The following is a 19,315-nucleotide window of genomic DNA, read 5'->3' as shown; positions in this document are numbered from 1 at the left end:
ATTAGGAGAATAAGTCTTTCCTGAAATTGATATTGTACAATCCGGAACGTATGCTTTTATAATCTGTAATCAGATATTTTGTGATCATGCCCCATTTTTTCAATAGGGGAGCATTCGCAATCTGGAAGCTTCGGTATACTCTTTTAATGTGAAGCTTAACATCGTCAGGAATGGTGGTTTCATTTTCTGCCCAATGATTGACCTCTTTCCACAATACAACTCTTGTTGACGCAGGTTTTACTTCTCTTGCATCTATTTTGGTAATTCTGTTATTCTCATGAACTCCTCTTATGGCTACTGCTTTGTCGAGAATTCCCGGATATAAATTAAGATAGTAGGAGAGTCTGAAAAGGAACTCTGTGTCCTGATGAAGTCTCAAATGGGTTTTAAAGAAATATTCCATACTTTTCAAAGAGCTTTTTCGGATCGTTAAAGCATCAATGCTGAAAAGCCCGAAAGTTCCTCTCATATTAAGCTGTCCCGGAAATACATCTTTTGGGTCATGTTTTTTATAAACGGTAGTGAGGCGGTCGCCAAAGACTTTATAATATTGTTCTTTTGCTTTTTCAGAATAATAATGTACTCCTATAGCGCCATATACGCCGTCTACCTCTTTATTGGGGAAAAGCTCTCTTTCTGCATCAAAACGGTTGGGCATGTAATAATCATCAGCATCAAGGAACGCAATAAAGTCTCCCTCCGATTTTTCCATTCCAAGGTTTCTGCTGGCGCCGGCTCCGTGATTTTCTTTGTCCGGATGTTGGTAGAGTTTTACTCTGTCATATTTCCCGGCAAGTTCCTGACATACCTGCAGGGCATTATCCGGAGATTTATCTTCCACTAATACCACCTCATGTACAACATCGAACTGAAGAGCAGATTCCACAGCCTGGGAAACATATTTTTCAGCGTTGTAAACGGGAATAATTACAGAAATTTTCATTGTATCAAATTATGTTTTGTAAGATAAAAGCTAAGCTTTTATTACTTTATAAATTTTTTCAGAATAAGCTTCATCACATATGGAATTCTGGAAATATTATGCTTCATTGTTTTGAAGCTGTCTATCGTAAAATCTGTATCTTTTGTCATTCCAAATTCAGAAAAATTCACTTCAGGAACGGCTTTATGTTTGAAGGTGGCATTCATCATGTTAAACTGATGGATGATCTGTATATACATTTCCTTTGTGTCTTCTATAGAAAAATCTTTATAATCACGATAACAGTTGTGTGCCCGTTCTTTCAGGACAGTCTTAAAATTGTCTACACTTTCTGCCAGACTTACAAACGGATTGGCAACAGCATTATATACTGTTACTACGGCTTTACGACCCGGCAGCATAGTAAGCTGGAATCCTCTTCTTAAATCAATAACAAGGTCATGAACTGGTTTGAAGTGTTCCTGTACCGTTTTTACGTAATCTTTGTGAAGCATATCATCATTATCCAGTTCGCTGGTAATTACAAATTTTGTATCAGAATTGAAGAACTGCGGAATAATTTCTACAGCTTTGGTTTTCATTACATCAAAATCTTCTACAAAAACAGCTTTGAATACAGGGTATTCTGCTTCTATTTCTTTGATAATATTCCTGAATTTTTCTGAAGTTTTAACATCAAAAAAGGTAAGCCAGATATAGTTCTGGTTGGTTTGGTCTTTATAGGAAGGAAGAACATATTTTCTGAACAATTTAAAACGATCGTCCAGCCATTCTTCTGTAAGGGGTTTAAAGCCTGAACGGGTTTCGTCCCAGCCTTTTGTAGGAACATTGAATCTTGTCATTATCACATGTACAAACTGACTCATTTAAATAAATTTTTTATAAAGTTATAGATTCTGTATGGTTTACTGCTGTATATATTTTCCAGCTTTGTTTCATAAAACGTCTTTCTGTTCAGAAGAGCAATATAGCTTGGGAAAAACTCATGAAAGAGGGCTTTATGTTTTTCGTATACAGCATGGTAAATAAATTCCTTCTTATCATTGTTGCCAATGATTTCTTTGATCATTGAGGTTTCCGGATGAGATCTGTAATTGAAAACAACATAATCAATTTTTGTTATAGGTTGCTCTCTATGTGCAGATATAAGCTGTATCCAGAATTCCCAGTCTTCAAAACCGTGTCTTAATTTCTCATCATATGTAATGCCTTCATCAAAATATTTCTTGGCAAACATGGATGTACAGTATAATTTATTTCCCAAAAGTAGTTCTTTGAGAGTGAATTTTTCCTGAAGATTAGATTTTTTACTGGTATGACCAAAGGTAACAGTGTCTGAAAATACAATTAATGTATCCGGATTCTGATCAAAAACCGCAATCATTTTTTCTAAAGCCAGCGGATTAAGAGTATCATCAGAATCTAAAGGAAGAATATAATCTCCTGCAGCATTTCTGATTCCTGTATTTCGTGCACCGGAAAGTCCCCGGTTTTCCTGATAAACGTAACGTATTTTATCATTTTCAAGTTTCTTGCCCACAATTGCTGTATCGTCAGTAGAACCATCATCTACAATAATACATTCCCAGTTGGTGTAAGATTGGTCTTTAATAGACTGTATACACTCTTCCAGAAATTTAGCATGATTAAAACAGGGAACTATAATGGAAATTTTATGTTTCATCAAATAAATTTTTTACTTTATAAATAAGCTAAGAATAATCTTCGTAAATAATCTTCAGAAGAAATTCCTGTAAAAAAAGTTTCTGTAGTGGGGTCGAATTCTATTGTATAATAAGAACCCTCATCCACATTTTCGTAGACTGCTTTTTTATCTAAATGTTCTTCCAATTGAGAAAGGATCTCAGGAAGAGAATACTGGTAAGGATAGGTAAGATTGATAATCTCATTATTAAATTCATCAATATACTGTTTTATAAATAAAGCAATATCGTCTGTTCCAATAAGAATTCTTTTTGCATTATTATGTAAGATAAATTTATTTTCAGACAGTATAGCGTCTTTAAGGAAGTTGATCAGCGTATTGGGGTTTCCTCCACGTCCTACTGCATTCCCGATTCTGAAAATAATGAAATTCTTACATGTATCGGCAATCAGTTTTTCAGCATTAAGTTTATGAATAACATATGGGCTGTCTTTTTTTGTGGGATCATAAATACTGCAGGTTGAGAAATAAATCAGTTTTCTATCCGGAAATTCTTCTAAAATTGATTGTAAGAGCCTGATTTCCCTGTCAAATGCTGCAGGATTTTTTTCCAGAGAATTGGAAACTCCGGATGCAAAAAATATTACATCTTCTCTGTCATAGGGTCTTACGGCGTTTGCCAGAATTCCATTACCAATAATCATATTTTTTTATCTAAGTGTTTTGAAAAGATTTTACAGGTATTTAAAAATTTTAAATAACCCGAGTTTGTTTCCTAATTGTGCCCATCTTGAATTCTTTACACGTTCAAGTTTATCAAGGGAATATTGATATTTGTTTCTTGGAACATAATTTTGTACAAACAGGTCTTCAATATTAATATTTCTTCTTTCTGCCATTTTTATAAGGGCTACCCAATGCCAGTAAAGAGCTTTTTCCGTGTTTTTTGTAGTAGAGATTCCGTTATTGTGAATTCTATATAAATACAGGTCTTCATCAATGTATTTTACGGGAGCAGCTTCGCACATTTTCATGTACCAGTCTTTGTCTTCTGCAATTTTCAAAAAGGGATCTATCCCCGCCGTTTTTTCATATATGCTCTTTTTTAAAGCAGCAAAGCTTGATATTTCTCCTTTAAAATTGTAATAAGACTGGTCTAATTCAGTAATTTGTTTGGCTTTGTGAACCGCTTGAGGGTTAAGATTCTCATCACAAAATATAAGGTTAGAATATACCAACCCCACTTCCTTATTTTCTGAATGGGTTTTTAAAACAATTTCTAAGGCATGAAGAACCAATGCATCATCAGGATCAAGAAATCCGCATATTTCAGATGCTGCGAGAGAAATCAGTTTTTTCTTTGTATATCCGATTCCTTTATTTTCTCCGTTTTGATGAATTTTAAAACGAGGATCGCCTTCTACGATTTTTTTTATAATCTCGAGAGAATTATCGGTAGATCCATCATCTAAAATTACGGTTTCCCAGTCTGTTTCAGTCTGAGCAATTAAGCTTTGATAACATTCCTCGAAAAAATGTCCGTTATTGTAGTTGGCGATAAGTACACTGAATTTACTCATGTTGATTGTGTTTATTCAATATTTTTTTTAATGCATTCAAATATCCGAAACCATATTTTCTATCCGGTTCCAGAATATTTCCTTCTGCCCACTCGTTCCATGATTTTACAATGAGAAACTGTTCAGGATAATCTTTTTTATCTTCAAGATATTTTGCAGCTTTTTCTAGCTGCTGTTCAAATAATTCCGGAGAATTATCCGTAAGAATGATTCCTCTGTAGCCACTTCTTGGGGTGTTGTCCCAGTTAGGCAAAACGCATGGGTAAGTGGTCACATTGCTTTCTTCATACTGAAGATCGTTTACAACGGTACCAGCGTCCTGAGTTCTTACTTTCGGCTGTTCCTTTTTTTGTAATCCTATTAATCCCTTTATCCTTTTTTTATAATATTGAGAATGGGAAATATGTTCTTTCTTCTGAATATGAGGATTCCATGCTTTATGAAATGCATTGGAAATCTTACTATCATATCCCATCGATTTGAAATCAAGATCATCACTCAGTTTATTGGATGCCATGATATACAAATCATCAAATCCGTTTTCTTTTGCAAGCTCTCTGAATTTTTCAATGTATTGCGGAGCTTCTTGATTTAAATGATTAGGATCATAAATGATAAAAAGAGGCTTATTATCCACCTTGATGTATCTGTTGTCTTTGAAGAATGGCAATAAATATTCAAAGTGATCGATTAAATCCTGTTCGCTTGGGTAGACTTGCTCTACCAATATTTTTTCAGACAAGCCGTGCCATATTCCTGACCATGTTTCATTAGCCCAGCAAAAGCAGAAGGGAAAATCCGGTTTTCCGCTTTTCAGTACATCATTTGCAATACGTTCCAACAATTGTTTGCCATTTCCAAACCAATAATGATAATAGATAAACCCATGTACGCCGTAATTTTTGGCCATTTGTGCCTGCGCTTCCCTTATTTCGGGAACCCGAAGATCATAATATCCGAGATCTGCCGGGTATATAGGCTGGTCGTGTCCTTCAAATAAAGGTTTTGCTTTGCCTACATTAGTCCATTCTGTAAATCCCTTTCCCCACCATTCATCATTTTCCGGGACGGGATGATATTGAGGGAGATAAAATGCAAGTGGTTTTATTTTTTTCATAATCAGTTTTCTAATGTTTTTATTAATCTGGCGGGAACTCCTGCAATCACTGAGTTTTTTGGAAAACTCCTATTTACTACAGAGTTTGCTCCAATAATACAGTTTTCACCAATAGTAACTCCAGGAAGAATACATACGCCTTCACCTATCCATACATTATCTTCAATAATAACGGGACCTTTGGAGTACAAGGGCCTTTCAGCAGGGATATTTTCTAAATCATTACTCGTTATATTGCCATGAGCATGATCAGAAATATATATTCTGCTGGCCATTAATACATTATTTCCTATGACAATTTTATTGATTGCTCCAATATGAACATCGGAATTACAAACTACATTATCGCCAATTATTATTTCCGGGTGAAATATCTCACTCTGAAAACGATCCCAGGCCTCTAGCCTTAGGTGGAATAAAGAGCTGAAATTATTACCTATCGATATATACTTAGGATTTTTTATCCAATGCTCTTCTGGCAATGCCGAATTCGTTCCGAATTTTTTGAAGCTTTTCTGTGCCCATGTATTTAATTTGTTTTGTTGATGGGTTTTATAAGCATTCGAATTCAGAACATCGAACAAAAAATTGACAATATATTTTTTTAGAAAATTCATCTTTTATTATTCAGAAGTGACAATGCTGTTGTATTATTTAGCAAAAAAAATGTTAATGAGCTCTATGATTTTATTCTGTTCGGTTTTAGATAATTCATAATAGAATGGCAGCCTTAGCAGGCAGTCTGTGAAATGATCAGAATTTGGAATATCTATTTTAGGATTGTTAGCCAGGAAAAAATCACTTTTATTCAAGCTTAAATAATGGAAAACAGGGTGAATATCCTGAGTTTTTAAATGCTGAATCAAATTGGTTCTTTCTTCATAACTTCTGCAAACAATATAGTACATGTGAGCATTGTTTGTTGCATAAGAAGGCATATCAGGTAAAGTAATGAACCCTTTTTCCTCTAATTCCGAAAGTCCGCTCTGGTAATTGTTCCAGATTTCTAATCTTTTTTTCTGGATGATTTCCAGATTTTCTAACTGAGCGTACAAGAAAGCGGATATAATCTCTGACGGTAAGAATGAAGAGCCAAGATCTACCCAGCCGTATTTATTAACTTCTCCTCTGAAGAAAGCACTTCTGTTGGTTCCTTTTTCGCGGATTACTTCAGCACGGTCAAAATATTTAGGATCATTAATGACCAGCATTCCTCCTTCTCCTGCAATAATATTTTTGGTTTCGTGGAAAGAGAAGGCAGCGAAATGTCCTATAGATCCCAATGCTTTTTTAGTTCCATCTGAGAATGTATAATAACTGTCGATTGCCTGCGCCGCATCTTCCACTACAAATAAATTATGTTTGTGAGCCAGTTGCATAATTCTCTCCATATCACAGGCTACCCCAGCATAATGTACCGGGACAATTACTTTTGTTTTTTCAGTGATATGTTTTTCTATCTCGGCTGGATCAATATTGGGATTATCCGGGTAAGAATCTACAAAAACAATTTTTGCACCGCGTAAAGCGAAAGCATTGGCAGAAGAAACAAAAGTATAGCTAGGAACAATTACCTCGTCACCAGGTTCTAAATTACATAAAATGGCTGCCATTTCCAGTGCATCCGTACATGATGTGGTCATCAGAACTTTTGGAAAATTGTAGTTCTCTTCAAAAAAATGCTGGCATTTTTTTGTAAACATTCCATCTCCTGAAATTTTACCGCTTTTTACGGCTTCTTCAATGTATATAAGTTCTTTACCAATAATAAATGGTTTGTTAAATGGGATCATAGTGTTTTAAATTTTGAATCTTTGATGTGTATAAACTTTTTTCTATATATCTAAAGAGCTATAACTGAATAAAATAGTCAAGCCTGTTACGAACGTAAATACACCAATATTAAATACAAATATATTATTATAAAATGTAATCACTGAGTTAACGTATAAATCTTACAGGATTTCCTACATACAGGCCAGGGTTGGAAATATTTTTAATCACCACTGAACCTCCTCCCAGCTGTACTTCTTCCGTGATATGGATATTGTCAATAATCGTACTGTTGATCCCAAGAATACATAATTCTGAAACTTTTACAAAACCTGCCATAGCCACAGAAGGAGATAGGAAACAATGATTTCCTATTACTGAATCATGCGCAATGGAGCAGGAAATATTCATCATTACATTATCTCCAATTTCTACATCCTGATCAATCATACAATTAGGATAAATAATGGTTCCATGTCCTATTTTGGCTGAAGGGTCAACAATGCTTGTGGAATGAATAAAGGTATAGAAAGGAATTTTACCTTTAAAGCTTTCAAATACCTGTTTTTTGAACGTCAAATGCTTATAGCCAATAGCTACTACTAATTCATCAAAAGAATCTTGCTGAAAATACTCTGCAATATCTTCCTTACCACCTAATACAGGAGTATTTTTTACCAGATTTCCTTTTTCCTGAAAATCATCAAAAAAACCAACAACCTTATCATTAGTATCTGTTTGAATATGATACAGAATCTGTTGCCCAAGGTGGCCGGATCCAATTATGGCAATGCGTTTCATATATATTGTATTATTTCGTTGAAACTTGAAATTCTGTTCTTAGCATGAGGAAATATATTTTCTCTGTCAATCAGTAAGGTATTCATTCCTGATTTCTGAGCAGGAATAACGTCAAGTTTTAATGAATCACCAATGTATAGAATTTTTCCAGGATCAGTATTTAGCTTTTCAATGGCCAGTTGATAAAATTCTATTGAAGGTTTTCTACAGTTTTCATTTTCAGAAATAATAATTTCATCAAATATATTTTCTCCTATTAGCTGATCCGTAAGGTCTTTCAATGTTGAATTGAAGTTGGATAGAACTGCTTTTTTTATCTTCAGTTCTTTTAATATATGGCAGTCATCAAATGCTACCCAGGGAAGATATGAACAGGCAGAAAACATTTCATCTAATATTTTTTCTGTTGGAATAATTCCTAGGGTTAGTAACAATTCACTATTAAATTCTGAGTAAAAATCTTTAGAGGTTCTATCTGGAAAATTGATGATTTCAGAGAGTATTTTATGTCTCAGAAATAAAGAATCTTTATCTACAGAATAACCATTACTTTGAAGCACATTCATCAGTTTATTCCATAAGGAAGGTTTGTGAATGAGCGTATTTGCGGCGTCTAATAGTAAAATTTCCATATTTTAAAAAATATAATGAGGTGATGAATTATCTTTCAAAAGATCAATATTGGGCTGTCCGGGATAAATGACATCCATTAAGATTCTCACTGCAACTCCTTCGGTAATATTTGTTTTGCTTGGAGACATGTTGTATAAATACTCTTCTAAAGTATATTTAACATCTTCAAAACCGAAATTGGAACGGATAGAATTGGTTCCTGAAATCCTGCAATTTATCTCAAACGGAATAATATTTCCCTCTTCATCTACAATAGACTGAAGGTTTGCACTTCCTATAAAATCATTTTTAGAAACAAGTTTTTTAAGTATTATTTCCAGTTCCTTATCAAAAGATCTGTTTACAATACACTCATTGGTAGCCCCATTTTCCAAAGTGCGTTCGAGATTTATAAAACCATGAAGCTCATTATTTTTATTGACATAGAAAGCGGTGGTAATCTCTTTTCCTTTGATCAGTTTCTGTACCATGTAGGTATCATCAAATATTGATAAATCCTCTGGGTTAATATGCAGTCCTCTGGATCCTCTTCCTTCTCTCGGCTTTACAATATAGTCTGTGAAAGTACCGGGAATATAGTTTTTCGGTAGATAAGCTTCTGCAAAAGGAAGTTCATGTTCGTTATGATATGTATAAGACAGATACTTATCTAAATATTTTTTTGATGTACTTACTTTGCTTACTACGGCATTCGCTTTCAGTTTATCCTTATGCAGAGCCAGATAATATACTTCGTAATCGGTAGATGGAATAATTAAATCTATTTTCTCTTTTTCAACAATAGAGTTAATGACATCAATATAATTGTCTGCCATTGCATAGGGAACCTTATAAAATGAGTCACACAAATGATTGCCGGCAGAAAAATCTGTTACATTGCAACCAACGAGACGAACAGGGAATTGGGTTTTAGCAATATTTCTTAAAATACCCTGACCCACATTACCTCCGATTCCTGTGACTAATACTGTTTTATTTTCCATTGTATTAATTCTTTTACTCCTTGTTCCAAAGTGGTAAAGGGCTGTTGATATAAAGCATGATTGGATGGTTTATAGTCTACTGATCTTGAAAGATCTTCTCCTTTAAAATCAATGGTACAGTTTATTGTTTTTTTTATTATTTGTGCTACTTCTTTATTGGTGTGGTTTTCCGGTGAAACCCCTAATAAGATCACATTGTTATTATACATAGCAACTCTTTTAGCGAGAAAGGCCACATCTTTTGCATGGATATAATTTTGAATTCTGCTGCCATCTCCTAAAAGGGTTATATGGTTATCTTTTATGGCAGATTCAATAATTTTAGGTAGGAAGGTAGTTTGCTTCATTTCTTCATCATACATGGAAGAAATTCTTATAATTCCATATTGAGGATGCTGCTCCACTATTTTTTCTCCCCAAAGCTTACTAATCCCATATATTGATTTAGGGGAAGGAAGGGTTTTCTCATCAATAACTCCTGAATCTATATTGTCATAAACAGCAACGGATGAAAAGAAAATAACCTTAGAGTGCGTGAAACGGTTGCAAATTGATTGAACCCATTTAATATTCACCTCATAAATTTCATCATTTTTATTCGCATCATTCGTAATTACTGCACTTACGATATAAACAATGTTATAATCAGTATTTAATTGAGCTATATGGGATACAGGAAAATATTCAGCCTTCTGATTAGATGGCTGGCTGTAATACAAAACGTGCACTTCATCATTGGGATGTTCAAGAACCAATCTCTTTGATAAAATACTGTTTGCTCCTGTAATAAGTACTTTCATAAATTATAAACTTTCAATGTCTTTAATGTCTATAGAATACTTCTTATCGTGCCATGTAGCAACTCCCACATCCATCCATGGTTTCTCCATTTGTCTTTTTAAAAAACCTTCTTCCCAGTGATTGGGTAGTGTATCAATTTTCTTTACTTTGATGATAAATTTAGCATCTTTCAGGCATACACCATTCATCCTTGCCCAAAATGCACTAAAGTCCCTGATTCCTCTTTTTAAATTGTCCTGATTAATGATATTATCTGTAGTACGGAACGTCCATTTGATCCATGTGGGGCCATGAAGATAGCTTCCTGCTGTACCATCATTATTAATAATAGGCAGCCATACCTGCTGGCCTTTTTTATCAACATAAATAACAGAAATAATATGGTTGTATTGATTAAAATGATAATCCATAAAAACAGCATGATGGGTAATCCCAAGATAAGTTTTCGTAGGCTTTTCTACCGCATCTGAGATTTTACTCATTTCTTTTCCTGCTGAAGTGTTTTCAAATCCTCCTTTGTTCTTTATAGAATTGTAAGAAACAATTATTTGAAATAGTATAACTAGACACAGGCCTCCTTTGATAAGGGAGATCTTAAAATCCTTAACAGTATAATTCTGAAGGATCTTTACTTTATCTTCGTCAATAGGAATTGCCGGTGGGGTATAGCCACAATTTTCTTCTGTACAGCGCTCTGTATTTCTGTTCTTGGCTACATACTGGTAAACTGCTTTTCCCATGTGATAAATCCCGGGAATACGTAAAATCCAGCTTAGTGGCTTTAAGTAAGTAATGGCATTGAAAACCTGAATATAAGTATCCAGTCCTTTATAAACTTTTCCGTTTCTTACAGAATGAATATCATTCAGGAGTTCATCTGTAGGAATATCTTTTAATAATTCATTTTGCTCAGCATAATACTGTACGGTTTTGAAATCAACCCTTTTGGCAATATCAAAATGCTGTATGGTAATCTTAGTTCGGTTACACAGCGGACATTCTCCATCATAATAAAAAGTAAGGAGCGCTGGTTTTTGAGCACTTTTAAATAATTTTTCCCACCATGAAACAGGAACCATTAGCAGATAAATGGTACACATTCCTAATCCAAACCAAGGAATAGGGTAGCATATCAAAATGCCTACATGTAATCCCAGCCCAATAATTAGCAATGGAATTCTCCATTTTTTCAGGAAAAAAGTAAAAATGAAAATAAATTCAAAAACAAGGGTTAAATATCCCAAAAACAGCATCAGGTACTTTTGATCCAGTATATAAGGAATGGAAATATAATTGGTAAAGGGAAGACTGCTTGGATACCACATTCCTAATCCTACAGTCCAGTAAGATGAGGTAAATTTATAGAATATGGAATCAAAATAAACAAAAGCCAGCCCAACGAATATAGGAACCAGATAACATAAAGCACTGATCTTTTCAGGCGGATTGTATTGGAATCTGGTGTTGGAATATTTATACTTCAACAGAAGCCTGTCCAGAGATAAATTGCTGGATATGGGCAAAAACATTAAAAGAAAGTTGATTCCCAGATAAGCATAAAACATGTGATATTCATAGGTCGTTATGCTGCCTACCAGAATAACAGTCATTAAATAATTAATGATTGTTGCCAGTCTTGTGAAAAGCCCAAACATAATAAAAATGATGGCAATCATCCATATCCTCAGAGGAATACCAAAGTCAATTTCAGCGGGTCTTATAAATGGAATCTTATCAAAGATCAGGTGTCTGAAATAATTGAGCTGAACTACTTCACAAAGTAATACCATTGTATAGGCAATTCTGAAAATAGAAAGGCCGAGACCGGAAATTTTTTCGTTATAAAGTCTTTTGATCATCCTGTTCCAAAATTTTAGTGAAAATTTCTTCAGCATATTCATAGGATGAGAATTCCTCTACCTGATGAACTGCGTTTTTAGAAAATGTACTGTAAGAGTCTTTACTGAGTTCAAATATATTTTTAATTCCCTCGGCTAATTTTTTGCTGTCTTTTAGCGGTGCTTTATAACCATTATAGTTATCTATTACCATATTGGTAAGTACACCTGTATCAAAACCTACAACCGGGGTTCCGCAGGCTAAAGCTTCAGAAACCATCATAGGTCCCGAATCTTCAATAGAGGAGTTCACAAAAAGATCGGCAGCCTGATACAGTAATGCCAGCAGCCTGTAGTCTTTTATATAATCTATTTTCTGTTTGGTAAAGGTAACCTTGTCAAACTCTTCATTCACGCTATTGGAAACTACCAGCAGAACGATCTTATCTTTTAGATGCTGAGGTAATTCCTGATCCAGTATTTTAAGAGCTTCTATCAGATATGTGAATCCTTTTCTGGGATCATCCATATTCTGTGCTCCTGTCAAAATATAGAAACGCTCATCAGACAATGAAAAAATCCTTTTGGCTATTGATTTATTCTTGTCATTGAGTAAGTTAGTATCAATTAAGCTGTTGATATTATAAATCGTTTTCTGATTTTTATAAATCTTTGAATTTTGAGATTGTGTTAGTGTTAATCCTGAACCAGCAATGATTTGAAAATTAGCTTTTTGGGCATTTTCGTATTTTCTGTCAAAATTATTCTTTGCCACTACCTTTTCATTGTCTTTTGTAATAGCGGGACAATGTTCATCACATCCCCTGATATAACCTTCACATCCCCATGAAAAATGGCATCCTCCGGTGAAATGATTCATGTCTACCGTAATATTATATATTTTTGCTTTTGTAGCATTGTATATATTCAGGAGATCTGTAGTGTTTAGAAAGTCAATGGTCATTCCTGTAAAAATAAAATCAGGGGTGAAGCCCACCGTTTTCAGCATACTTTGAACATTAATATTTTCCGACAACTCATCTTTACTTAAAAAAGCATATTTGCCGTCTGTACTCAGCGGTGCTTTTATCTGTAAGGGCTTAATTTTATTCTTTAATTTATTGACAGCTCTTGTTAATAATCCAGGCTGTGCTGCAGAAGAAGTAGTATGTTTATAAACTTTAATGAAATCTTCATTTTTTGTTTTTTGTTTTACACACATCACAACTTCATGTCCCATATTTTTCATAATATGAGCTATTTTGTACATGGCTTCGTATGCACCATTTACATCACCTGTAGAAAGAATTAGTATTTTTTTACCCATTATTTTACATCCATATTACAGGAGGGGTAATAATTCCGTTATCCGTGTCTCCAGTAAGAAAATTTTCATGTCCTGTTTCAATGATATTAATTTGTATCCCTCCATTTATAATATCATATAATTCTACTGATGGAGTGTCTATGGCCACTGAAAGTACATAAGTATTAGGAATTAGCTTTCCTCCTTCTATTTGTATTGTAAAATTATTTTCATTTTTCTCGTCAAATACTTTTCTGGCGATAAAAATTACATTTTCAAATTTATCTAAAACGGCAATGTTTACTCTTATCCCAGAGGTTACGTTTCTATTAATGAAGCTTATATCTATATTGATGTTTTCACTATGACCAAATTCTGTAGTCTCGGCAGATTTATTATTATAAATTCGAACCTTTTGAATCTGAGCTTTTTTACTTAGGTCCTCAATGTAGCTGAATGCAATATTAGGAGAAAGCTCATTAATGATATAGTTCTCAAGTACACTGTTGATATCTCCCTGATGGGCAACCTGTCCGTTTTTTAATAAAATACCGGATGTGCAAAGCTGCTTAACAGCTGCCATATTATGACTTACAAAAAGGATTGTTCTTCCTTCTCCTTTTGTAACGTCATTCATTTTTCCAAGGCATTTTTTTTGAAATTCGGCGTCTCCTACTGCTAAAACTTCGTCTACAATAAGGATTTCAGATTCCAAATGCGCAGCCACGGCAAAAGCCAGACGAACATACATTCCTGATGAATATCTTTTTACAGGGGTATCTATATATCTTTCTACTCCGGAAAAAGCTACAATTTCATCAAATTTTCGTTTAATTTCTTTACGGGTCATCCCAAGAATAGCTCCATTTAGAAAGACATTTTCCCGCCCGGTCATTTCCGGATGGAAGCCTGTGCCTACCTCTAATAAAGAAGCAATTCTGCCATTTGTATATATTTTTCCTGTAGTGGGTTTTGTTACTTTACTCAATAATTTCAGCAAAGTAGATTTCCCTGCTCCATTTCTTCCAATGATCCCTACTGCATCTCCTTTTTCAATTTCAAAATCGATATCACGAAGAGACCATACATATTCGGAATCTCCTTTTGTTGCTCTGTCATTGGCTTCACCAATTTTCAAATAAGGATCTTCTTTTCCTCTTACTTTGTACCAGAATCTGTTCAAGTCATGAGATAGGGTTCCTGTTCCGACCTGCCCAAGGCGGTATTGCTTAGATATATTTTCTGCTTTTAAAGCTAGCATGTTTTTTTAATTTAAATTTTTAAAGGAATAATTACACGGTATCCATAAAAGTTTTTTCAACTTTATTGAAAATTACAACTCCTATAGCCATAATAATAACAATTATTAAAGAGCTTATACCCAGCATTGTAGGAGAGAAATCACCAACACCTAACCAGGCATATTTAAAACATTCAAAAATACCTGTCAGAGGATTATATAGCGCAAGTTCTTTGAAAGCCCCTCTAAGGGCAGAAGTAGGATAAATAACCGGCGTAGCATACATAAATAAACTAACACCGAATCCTAAAAGCATACTAAGGTCTTTGTATTTTGTAGTAAGAGCAGAAAATATCATTCCCAGTCCCAAAGAGAAAAATGCCATCAGTAAAATAAGAAACGGAGTTGCTAAGACCCACCAATTGGGGTTTACCTGCCCTTTACTCAAATAATACGCCCATACAAGAATGAACAGAAGGAACTGTACCCCAAGTCGCATCAGGTTAGAAATAACAATAGATAACGGCGTAACCAGCCTCGGGAAATATACTTTTCCGAATATCCCTGCATTGCCTGCAAAAGTAGTAGATGTAGCTAGCAATGAAGTGGAAAAATAATTCCATAGTGTTACCCCTGCCAGATAAAAAAGAAGTGGCGGTGCATCATCTGTAGGGAGCTTGGCAATTCTTCCGAAAATAACCAAATAAACGATGGTTGTAAGAATGGGATTTATAAAAAACCAGATTGGTCCTAAAACAGTCTGCTTAAAACTGGATACAAAATCTCTTTTTACAAACATATAAACAAGATCTTTGTATCTCCAGACTTCCTTTAGCTTCAAGTCAAATAACGAATGATCTGCATCAATCGTTTCTGTCCACGTCTGTTGTGGTTCATTCATTTGTGTAATTTTTTGCAAATTTATAATAATTATTTATTACCCTGTTATTTAATTTTAAATTTTTCATTTTAATAAAATTAAAAATTAACAACTAATATATTGATATTTGCTGGTATAAACAAAAACTATTGGCTTTAAGCCAATAGTTTTGAGAATTTTATAAATTATGTTTTGTTATTTTACGATAAGTTGCTTCAAATACTCTCCATAGCCGCTTTTGCCATATTTAGCAGCCGTTTCTAGAAGTTTATCTTCATTGATGAATTTGTTCCTGAATGCAATCTCTTCAATACAGCCAATTTTGAACCCCTGTCTCTTTTCAATAACGCTTACAAATTCTGAAGCATCGTGAAGAGAGTCGAAAGTTCCTGTATCCAGCCATGCGGTGCCTCTGTCAAGAACGGCAACTTCCAGCTTCCCGCTATTTAGATAAACATTGTTGACGTCAGTGATTTCAAGCTCACCTCTTGGAGAAGGTTTGATGTTTTTAGCAATTTCTACTACATTATTATCGTAGAAATAAAGTCCGGGAACAGCATAATTTGACTTAGGTTTTAAAGGTTTCTCTTCAATAGAAACAGCTTTCAGGTCTTTGTCAAACTCTACAACCCCATATCTTTCAGGATCAGCAACGTGGTAAGCGAAAACAACGCCGCCTTCAGGATTAGTTTTATTTTTTAACAGAGTTCCCATTTCGGACCCATAGAAAATATTATCTCCCAGTACCAGTGCAGCAGGATCATTTCCTATAAATTGTTCCCCCAGAATAAAAGCTTGCGCTAATCCATCCGGGCTTGGCTGTACAACATATTCTATGTTACATCCAATTTGAGAACCATCACCCAAAAGCTTGATAAAACCTTCCTGGTCATGCGGTGTAGTAATGATTAGAATATCCTTAATTCCAGCTAAAAGAAGTGTGGAAAGCGGATAATAAATCATGGGTTTGTCATAAACGGGCATCAGTTGCTTGCTTACGGCAATAGTTAGAGGGTAAAGTCTGGTTCCGGATCCTCCGGCTAATATTATTCCTTTCATGTATTGGTGCGTATTATTCTTGTTTTTTTGGTATAAGTAGAATTTCTTTCGAGCATAAAGAAATTCTACTTCCCCTTTATTGTTTCAACAGAAAACTTCCTAGTTGTATTGCTTACTGTAATAATCCTGATAATTTCCTGAAGTTACATTCTCCAGCCATTCTTTATTTTCAAGATACCAGTCGATTGTCTTTCCTAAACCTTCTTCGAAAGTTACGGATGGTTTCCAGCCTAAGTCTTTGTTTAATTTTGTTGCATCAATGGCGTAACGCTTATCATGACCAGGTCTGTCTTTTACGAAAGTAATCAGTTTTTCAGAATAACCTTCCGGCTTTCCAAGCTTAGCATCCATTTGTTTAATCAGTTCTTTTACAAGATCAATATTCTGCCACTCATTGAAACCGCCGATGTTATAAGTCTCACCTGTTTTAGCTTCATTAAAGATCTGATGAATTGCTTTCGCGTGATCAATGACAAATAACCAGTCTCTTGTATATTTTCCGTCACCATAAATTGGAAGTGATCTTTCATTAATGATATTAGAAATACAAAGAGGAATCAGTTTTTCAGGGAAATGATTCGGACCGTAATTGTTAGAACAGTTAGATACGATAAACGGCATTCCGTAAGTGTTTCCGTAAGCTCTTACCAAATGGTCAGAAGCAGCTTTTGAAGCAGAATATGGAGATTGAGGATCGTATGAAGTAGTTTCTAAAAAGAATCCTGTTTCACCTAAACTTCCGTATACTTCATCTGTGGAAATATGATAGAAAAGGTTGTTTCTTTTTTCATCCGGAAATCTTCCGTGGGTATGATCTGGGTTTAATGTCCAGAACTCTTTACAAAGATTCAGAAGGTTGGCAGTTCCGTTTACATTCGTATTGATGAATGCCATTGGATCTGTAATACTTCTGTCTACATGACTTTCTGCGGCTAAATGTACTACAGCGTCAGGATTGTATTTTTCAAAAACCTTTCTTAACTCTTCAGGTTTTGTAATATCTGCTTTTTCGAAAACATAATTAGGTTCATTTTCAATGTCCTTCAAGTTTTCTAAGTTTCCGGCATACGTAAGAGCATCAAGATTGATGATGGTAGTATTTGGATTATTTTTTACAAATTCTCTTACAACATGGGAACCGATGAATCCGGCACCTCCTGTAATTATAATATTTTTCATTTTCTTTATTCTTATTTTGAGATGGTCTTTCTTCCTATACTTTTATAGTGAAATCCGTTTTGCTCAGGGATTTCCAATGGATACATATTTCTGCCGTCAAAAATAACTTTATTTTTCATTTTTCTGGCCATCAGCTCGAAATTTGGATTTTTAAACTCCGGCCATTCTGTAGCTATAAATAATGCATCAACGTTTTCCAGAGCATCATACATTCCTTTGGCATATTGTATTTTGTCACCAAGAAGTTTCTGAACATTACTTTCTGCAACCGCATCGTAGGCTATAACTTCTGCTCCTTTTTCTAATAAAAGGGCAATATTGTCTAGAGATGAAGCTTCTCGGATGTCATCGGTATTTGCTTTAAAGGCAAGTCCCCACATGGCAATTTTTTTTCCTTGAATATTTCCACCGAAATATTTTTCAATTTCAGATACCAAAATAACTTTCTGGGAGGTATTTACATTTTCAGTAGCTTCAAGAATCTGGAAGTTAAAATCTTCCTGTTTTCCGGATTTTATAAGTGCTTTTACATCTTTCGGGAAGCAGCTTCCGCCATATCCGATTCCCGGGAATAAGAATCTGTGGCCTATTCTGTCATCACTACCCATTCCCAGTCTCACCTTATCTACATCTGCACCTACTTTTTCACAATAATTTGCAATTTCATTCATGAAGGTAATTTTTACCGCTAAAAATGAGTTTGCTGCATATTTTGTAAGTTCGGATGATTTCTCATCCATAAAGATAATAGGAATTCCTGTATTGGTAAAAGGCTGGTATATTTTAGACATGATGTCTTTTGCTCTTTCGGAGCTTGCGCCTACAACTACTCTGGAGGGATTCATAGAGTCTTCAACGGCAAAGCCTTCTCTTAGAAATTCAGGATTGGAAACTACATCAAAAGGGATTTGTGTTTTGGTAGAGATTGTTTCTCTTACCCTGTCTGCAGTTCCTACAGGAACGGTACTCTTATTAACAATTACTTTGTATTCTGTCATCATTTCACCAATATTATTGGCTACATGAAGTACATAAGATAAATCTGCAGAGCCGTCTTCACCAGGAGGGGTAGGCAGTGCAAGATAAATTACTTCGCTTTTGTCTAAAGCTTCTTTAAGATTGGTTGTGAAAAATAATCTTTCAGATTGAATGTTTCTTAAAAACATTTCTTCAAGGTTCGGCTCATAGATGGGAACTACGCCGTTTTTCATACCTTCTACTTTTTTTCATCAATATCAACACAGTATACTGAATTGCCAAGTTCTGCAAGGGTTGTTCCTGTAACCAGCCCTACATAACCTGTTCCTACAATCGTTATATTCAAAATGTCTGTTTTTAAATTCTAGTGGCAAAAATATAAAAATACTGTGACATATTCTTTTAATTTATTGTAAATGAGTCTGGCGCTATTTACTTGATACTTAAGATAATTTTGCATTTTTAGAAAAATATCGTATATTTGCCATGGATTTACGGAAAAAATGGGAAGGCTTCGGAAGAAAGCCTTTTTTCGTAC

18 protein-coding genes and 1 pseudogene are annotated in these 19,315 nt (G+C 34.6%); all 19 read right to left on the bottom strand.

Annotated elements, in window-relative coordinates; translation table 11 throughout:
* Position 1: 1 nt before the first annotated feature.
* The 19 genes and pseudogenes from CLU97_RS01605 to CLU97_RS01515 all read right to left on the bottom strand — a co-directional run bounded on the left by CLU97_RS01605 (position 2) and on the right by CLU97_RS01515 (position 19,123).
* Positions 2-943 (bottom strand): glycosyltransferase family 2 protein, encoded by a 942-nt coding sequence (locus CLU97_RS01605; protein ID WP_121486392.1) that lies wholly within the window; start codon positions 941-943, stop codon positions 2-4.
* A 41-nt stretch (positions 944-984) separates the two neighbouring features.
* Positions 985-1,809, bottom strand: a complete 825-nt coding sequence (locus CLU97_RS01600) for a glycosyltransferase (protein ID WP_105700601.1) — start codon at positions 1,807-1,809, stop codon at positions 985-987.
* Entirely contained in the window at positions 1,806-2,627 is an 822-nt protein-coding gene (locus CLU97_RS01595; RefSeq protein ID WP_121486391.1) for a glycosyltransferase family 2 protein, read from the bottom strand. Before CLU97_RS01595 ends, CLU97_RS01600 begins: the two co-directional genes overlap by 4 nt.
* Positions 2,628-2,644: 17 nt before the next feature.
* Positions 2,645-3,313, bottom strand: a complete 669-nt coding sequence (locus tag CLU97_RS01590) for an NAD-dependent epimerase/dehydratase family protein (protein ID WP_121486390.1) — start codon at positions 3,311-3,313, stop codon at positions 2,645-2,647.
* Between the two features lie 30 nt (positions 3,314-3,343).
* Positions 3,344-4,189 carry a glycosyltransferase family 2 protein gene (locus CLU97_RS01585; RefSeq protein ID WP_121486389.1) on the bottom strand — a complete coding sequence of 282 codons (846 nt, stop codon included), beginning with the start codon at positions 4,187-4,189 and terminating at the stop codon, positions 3,344-3,346.
* Entirely contained in the window at positions 4,182-5,306 is a 1,125-nt protein-coding gene (locus CLU97_RS01580; protein WP_121486388.1) for a glycoside hydrolase family 99-like domain-containing protein, read from the bottom strand. Before CLU97_RS01580 ends, CLU97_RS01585 begins: the two co-directional genes overlap by 8 nt.
* Positions 5,307-5,308: 2 nt before the next feature.
* The gene (locus CLU97_RS01575) at positions 5,309-5,923 is read right to left on the bottom strand and encodes a DapH/DapD/GlmU-related protein (RefSeq protein ID WP_105700606.1); all 615 of its coding nucleotides are present in this window, start codon (positions 5,921-5,923) and stop codon (positions 5,309-5,311) included.
* A gap of 33 nt (positions 5,924-5,956) precedes the next feature.
* Complete coding sequence (rffA, locus tag CLU97_RS01570; RefSeq protein ID WP_121486387.1) at positions 5,957-7,099, bottom strand: dTDP-4-amino-4,6-dideoxygalactose transaminase; 1,143 nt, start codon at positions 7,097-7,099, stop codon at positions 5,957-5,959.
* A gap of 148 nt (positions 7,100-7,247) precedes the next feature.
* The gene (locus tag CLU97_RS01565) at positions 7,248-7,880 is read right to left on the bottom strand and encodes an acetyltransferase (protein ID WP_121486386.1); all 633 of its coding nucleotides are present in this window, start codon (positions 7,878-7,880) and stop codon (positions 7,248-7,250) included.
* Positions 7,877-8,512: an HAD family hydrolase gene (locus CLU97_RS01560; RefSeq protein WP_121486385.1), complete on the bottom strand. Its 636-nt coding sequence runs from the start codon at positions 8,510-8,512 to the stop codon at positions 7,877-7,879. The genes CLU97_RS01565 and CLU97_RS01560 overlap by 4 nt, the downstream gene beginning before the upstream one ends.
* Positions 8,513-8,515: 3 nt before the next feature.
* Positions 8,516-9,496 carry an ATP-grasp domain-containing protein gene (locus CLU97_RS01555; RefSeq protein ID WP_121486384.1) on the bottom strand — a complete coding sequence of 327 codons (981 nt, stop codon included), beginning with the start codon at positions 9,494-9,496 and terminating at the stop codon, positions 8,516-8,518.
* Positions 9,475-10,296: an NAD-dependent epimerase/dehydratase family protein gene (locus CLU97_RS01550; RefSeq protein WP_121486383.1), complete on the bottom strand. Its 822-nt coding sequence runs from the start codon at positions 10,294-10,296 to the stop codon at positions 9,475-9,477. Before CLU97_RS01550 ends, CLU97_RS01555 begins: the two co-directional genes overlap by 22 nt.
* A gap of 3 nt (positions 10,297-10,299) precedes the next feature.
* Entirely contained in the window at positions 10,300-12,156 is a 1,857-nt protein-coding gene (locus CLU97_RS01545) for a DCC1-like thiol-disulfide oxidoreductase family protein (protein ID WP_183084496.1), read from the bottom strand.
* On the bottom strand, positions 12,137-13,462 hold the full coding sequence (locus CLU97_RS01540) for a glycosyltransferase (RefSeq protein WP_121486381.1): 1,326 nt from the start codon (positions 13,460-13,462) through the stop codon (positions 12,137-12,139). Before CLU97_RS01540 ends, CLU97_RS01545 begins: the two co-directional genes overlap by 20 nt.
* Before the next feature lie 4 nt (positions 13,463-13,466).
* The gene (locus tag CLU97_RS23520; RefSeq protein WP_183084495.1) at positions 13,467-14,702 is read right to left on the bottom strand and encodes a polysaccharide ABC transporter ATP-binding protein; all 1,236 of its coding nucleotides are present in this window, start codon (positions 14,700-14,702) and stop codon (positions 13,467-13,469) included.
* Between the two features lie 31 nt (positions 14,703-14,733).
* Positions 14,734-15,582 carry an ABC transporter permease gene (locus CLU97_RS01530; RefSeq protein ID WP_121486380.1) on the bottom strand — a complete coding sequence of 283 codons (849 nt, stop codon included), beginning with the start codon at positions 15,580-15,582 and terminating at the stop codon, positions 14,734-14,736.
* A 174-nt stretch (positions 15,583-15,756) separates the two neighbouring features.
* Positions 15,757-16,620, bottom strand: coding sequence for a glucose-1-phosphate thymidylyltransferase RfbA (gene rfbA / locus CLU97_RS01525; protein WP_121486379.1), 864 nt, complete (start codon positions 16,618-16,620; stop codon positions 15,757-15,759).
* A 99-nt stretch (positions 16,621-16,719) separates the two neighbouring features.
* Positions 16,720-17,799: a dTDP-glucose 4,6-dehydratase gene (gene rfbB, locus CLU97_RS01520; protein ID WP_121486378.1), complete on the bottom strand. Its 1,080-nt coding sequence runs from the start codon at positions 17,797-17,799 to the stop codon at positions 16,720-16,722.
* A gap of 11 nt (positions 17,800-17,810) precedes the next feature.
* Positions 17,811-19,123 (bottom strand): annotated as a pseudogene (locus CLU97_RS01515) (UDP-glucose dehydrogenase family protein).
* Positions 19,124-19,315 lie beyond the last annotated feature (192 nt).

The organism is Chryseobacterium sp. 7 (assembly GCF_003663845.1).
Lineage (GTDB): Bacteria > Bacteroidota > Bacteroidia > Flavobacteriales > Weeksellaceae > Chryseobacterium.
The sequence above is the reverse complement of the archived record's forward strand: the minus strand, read 5'-3'. Positions and strand labels throughout refer to the sequence as shown.

Excerpts from the sequence above, each read along its gene's own strand:
- CLU97_RS01605 (WP_121486392.1), bottom strand. The coding sequence starts at position 943 with ATGAAAATTTCTGTAATTATTCCCGTTTACAACGCTGAAAAATATGTT.
- CLU97_RS01600 (WP_105700601.1), bottom strand. The coding sequence starts at position 1,809 with ATGAGTCAGTTTGTACATGTGATAATGACAAGATTCAATGTTCCTACA.
- CLU97_RS01595 (WP_121486391.1), bottom strand. The coding sequence starts at position 2,627 with ATGAAACATAAAATTTCCATTATAGTTCCCTGTTTTAATCATGCTAAA.
- CLU97_RS01590 (WP_121486390.1), bottom strand. The coding sequence starts at position 3,313 with ATGATTATTGGTAATGGAATTCTGGCAAACGCCGTAAGACCCTATGAC.
- CLU97_RS01585 (WP_121486389.1), bottom strand. The coding sequence starts at position 4,189 with ATGAGTAAATTCAGTGTACTTATCGCCAACTACAATAACGGACATTTT.
- CLU97_RS01580 (WP_121486388.1), bottom strand. The coding sequence starts at position 5,306 with ATGAAAAAAATAAAACCACTTGCATTTTATCTCCCTCAATATCATCCC.
- CLU97_RS01575 (WP_105700606.1), bottom strand. The coding sequence starts at position 5,923 with ATGAATTTTCTAAAAAAATATATTGTCAATTTTTTGTTCGATGTTCTG.
- rffA (WP_121486387.1), bottom strand. The coding sequence starts at position 7,099 with ATGATCCCATTTAACAAACCATTTATTATTGGTAAAGAACTTATATAC.
- CLU97_RS01565 (WP_121486386.1), bottom strand. The coding sequence starts at position 7,880 with ATGAAACGCATTGCCATAATTGGATCCGGCCACCTTGGGCAACAGATT.
- CLU97_RS01560 (WP_121486385.1), bottom strand. The coding sequence starts at position 8,512 with ATGGAAATTTTACTATTAGACGCCGCAAATACGCTCATTCACAAACCT.
- CLU97_RS01555 (WP_121486384.1), bottom strand. The coding sequence starts at position 9,496 with ATGGAAAATAAAACAGTATTAGTCACAGGAATCGGAGGTAATGTGGGT.
- CLU97_RS01550 (WP_121486383.1), bottom strand. The coding sequence starts at position 10,296 with ATGAAAGTACTTATTACAGGAGCAAACAGTATTTTATCAAAGAGATTG.
- CLU97_RS01545 (WP_183084496.1), bottom strand. The coding sequence starts at position 12,156 with ATGATCAAAAGACTTTATAACGAAAAAATTTCCGGTCTCGGCCTTTCT.
- CLU97_RS01540 (WP_121486381.1), bottom strand. The coding sequence starts at position 13,462 with ATGGGTAAAAAAATACTAATTCTTTCTACAGGTGATGTAAATGGTGCA.
- CLU97_RS23520 (WP_183084495.1), bottom strand. The coding sequence starts at position 14,702 with ATGCTAGCTTTAAAAGCAGAAAATATATCTAAGCAATACCGCCTTGGG.
- CLU97_RS01530 (WP_121486380.1), bottom strand. The coding sequence starts at position 15,582 with ATGAATGAACCACAACAGACGTGGACAGAAACGATTGATGCAGATCAT.
- rfbA (WP_121486379.1), bottom strand. The coding sequence starts at position 16,620 with ATGAAAGGAATAATATTAGCCGGAGGATCCGGAACCAGACTTTACCCT.
- rfbB (WP_121486378.1), bottom strand. The coding sequence starts at position 17,799 with ATGAAAAATATTATAATTACAGGAGGTGCCGGATTCATCGGTTCCCAT.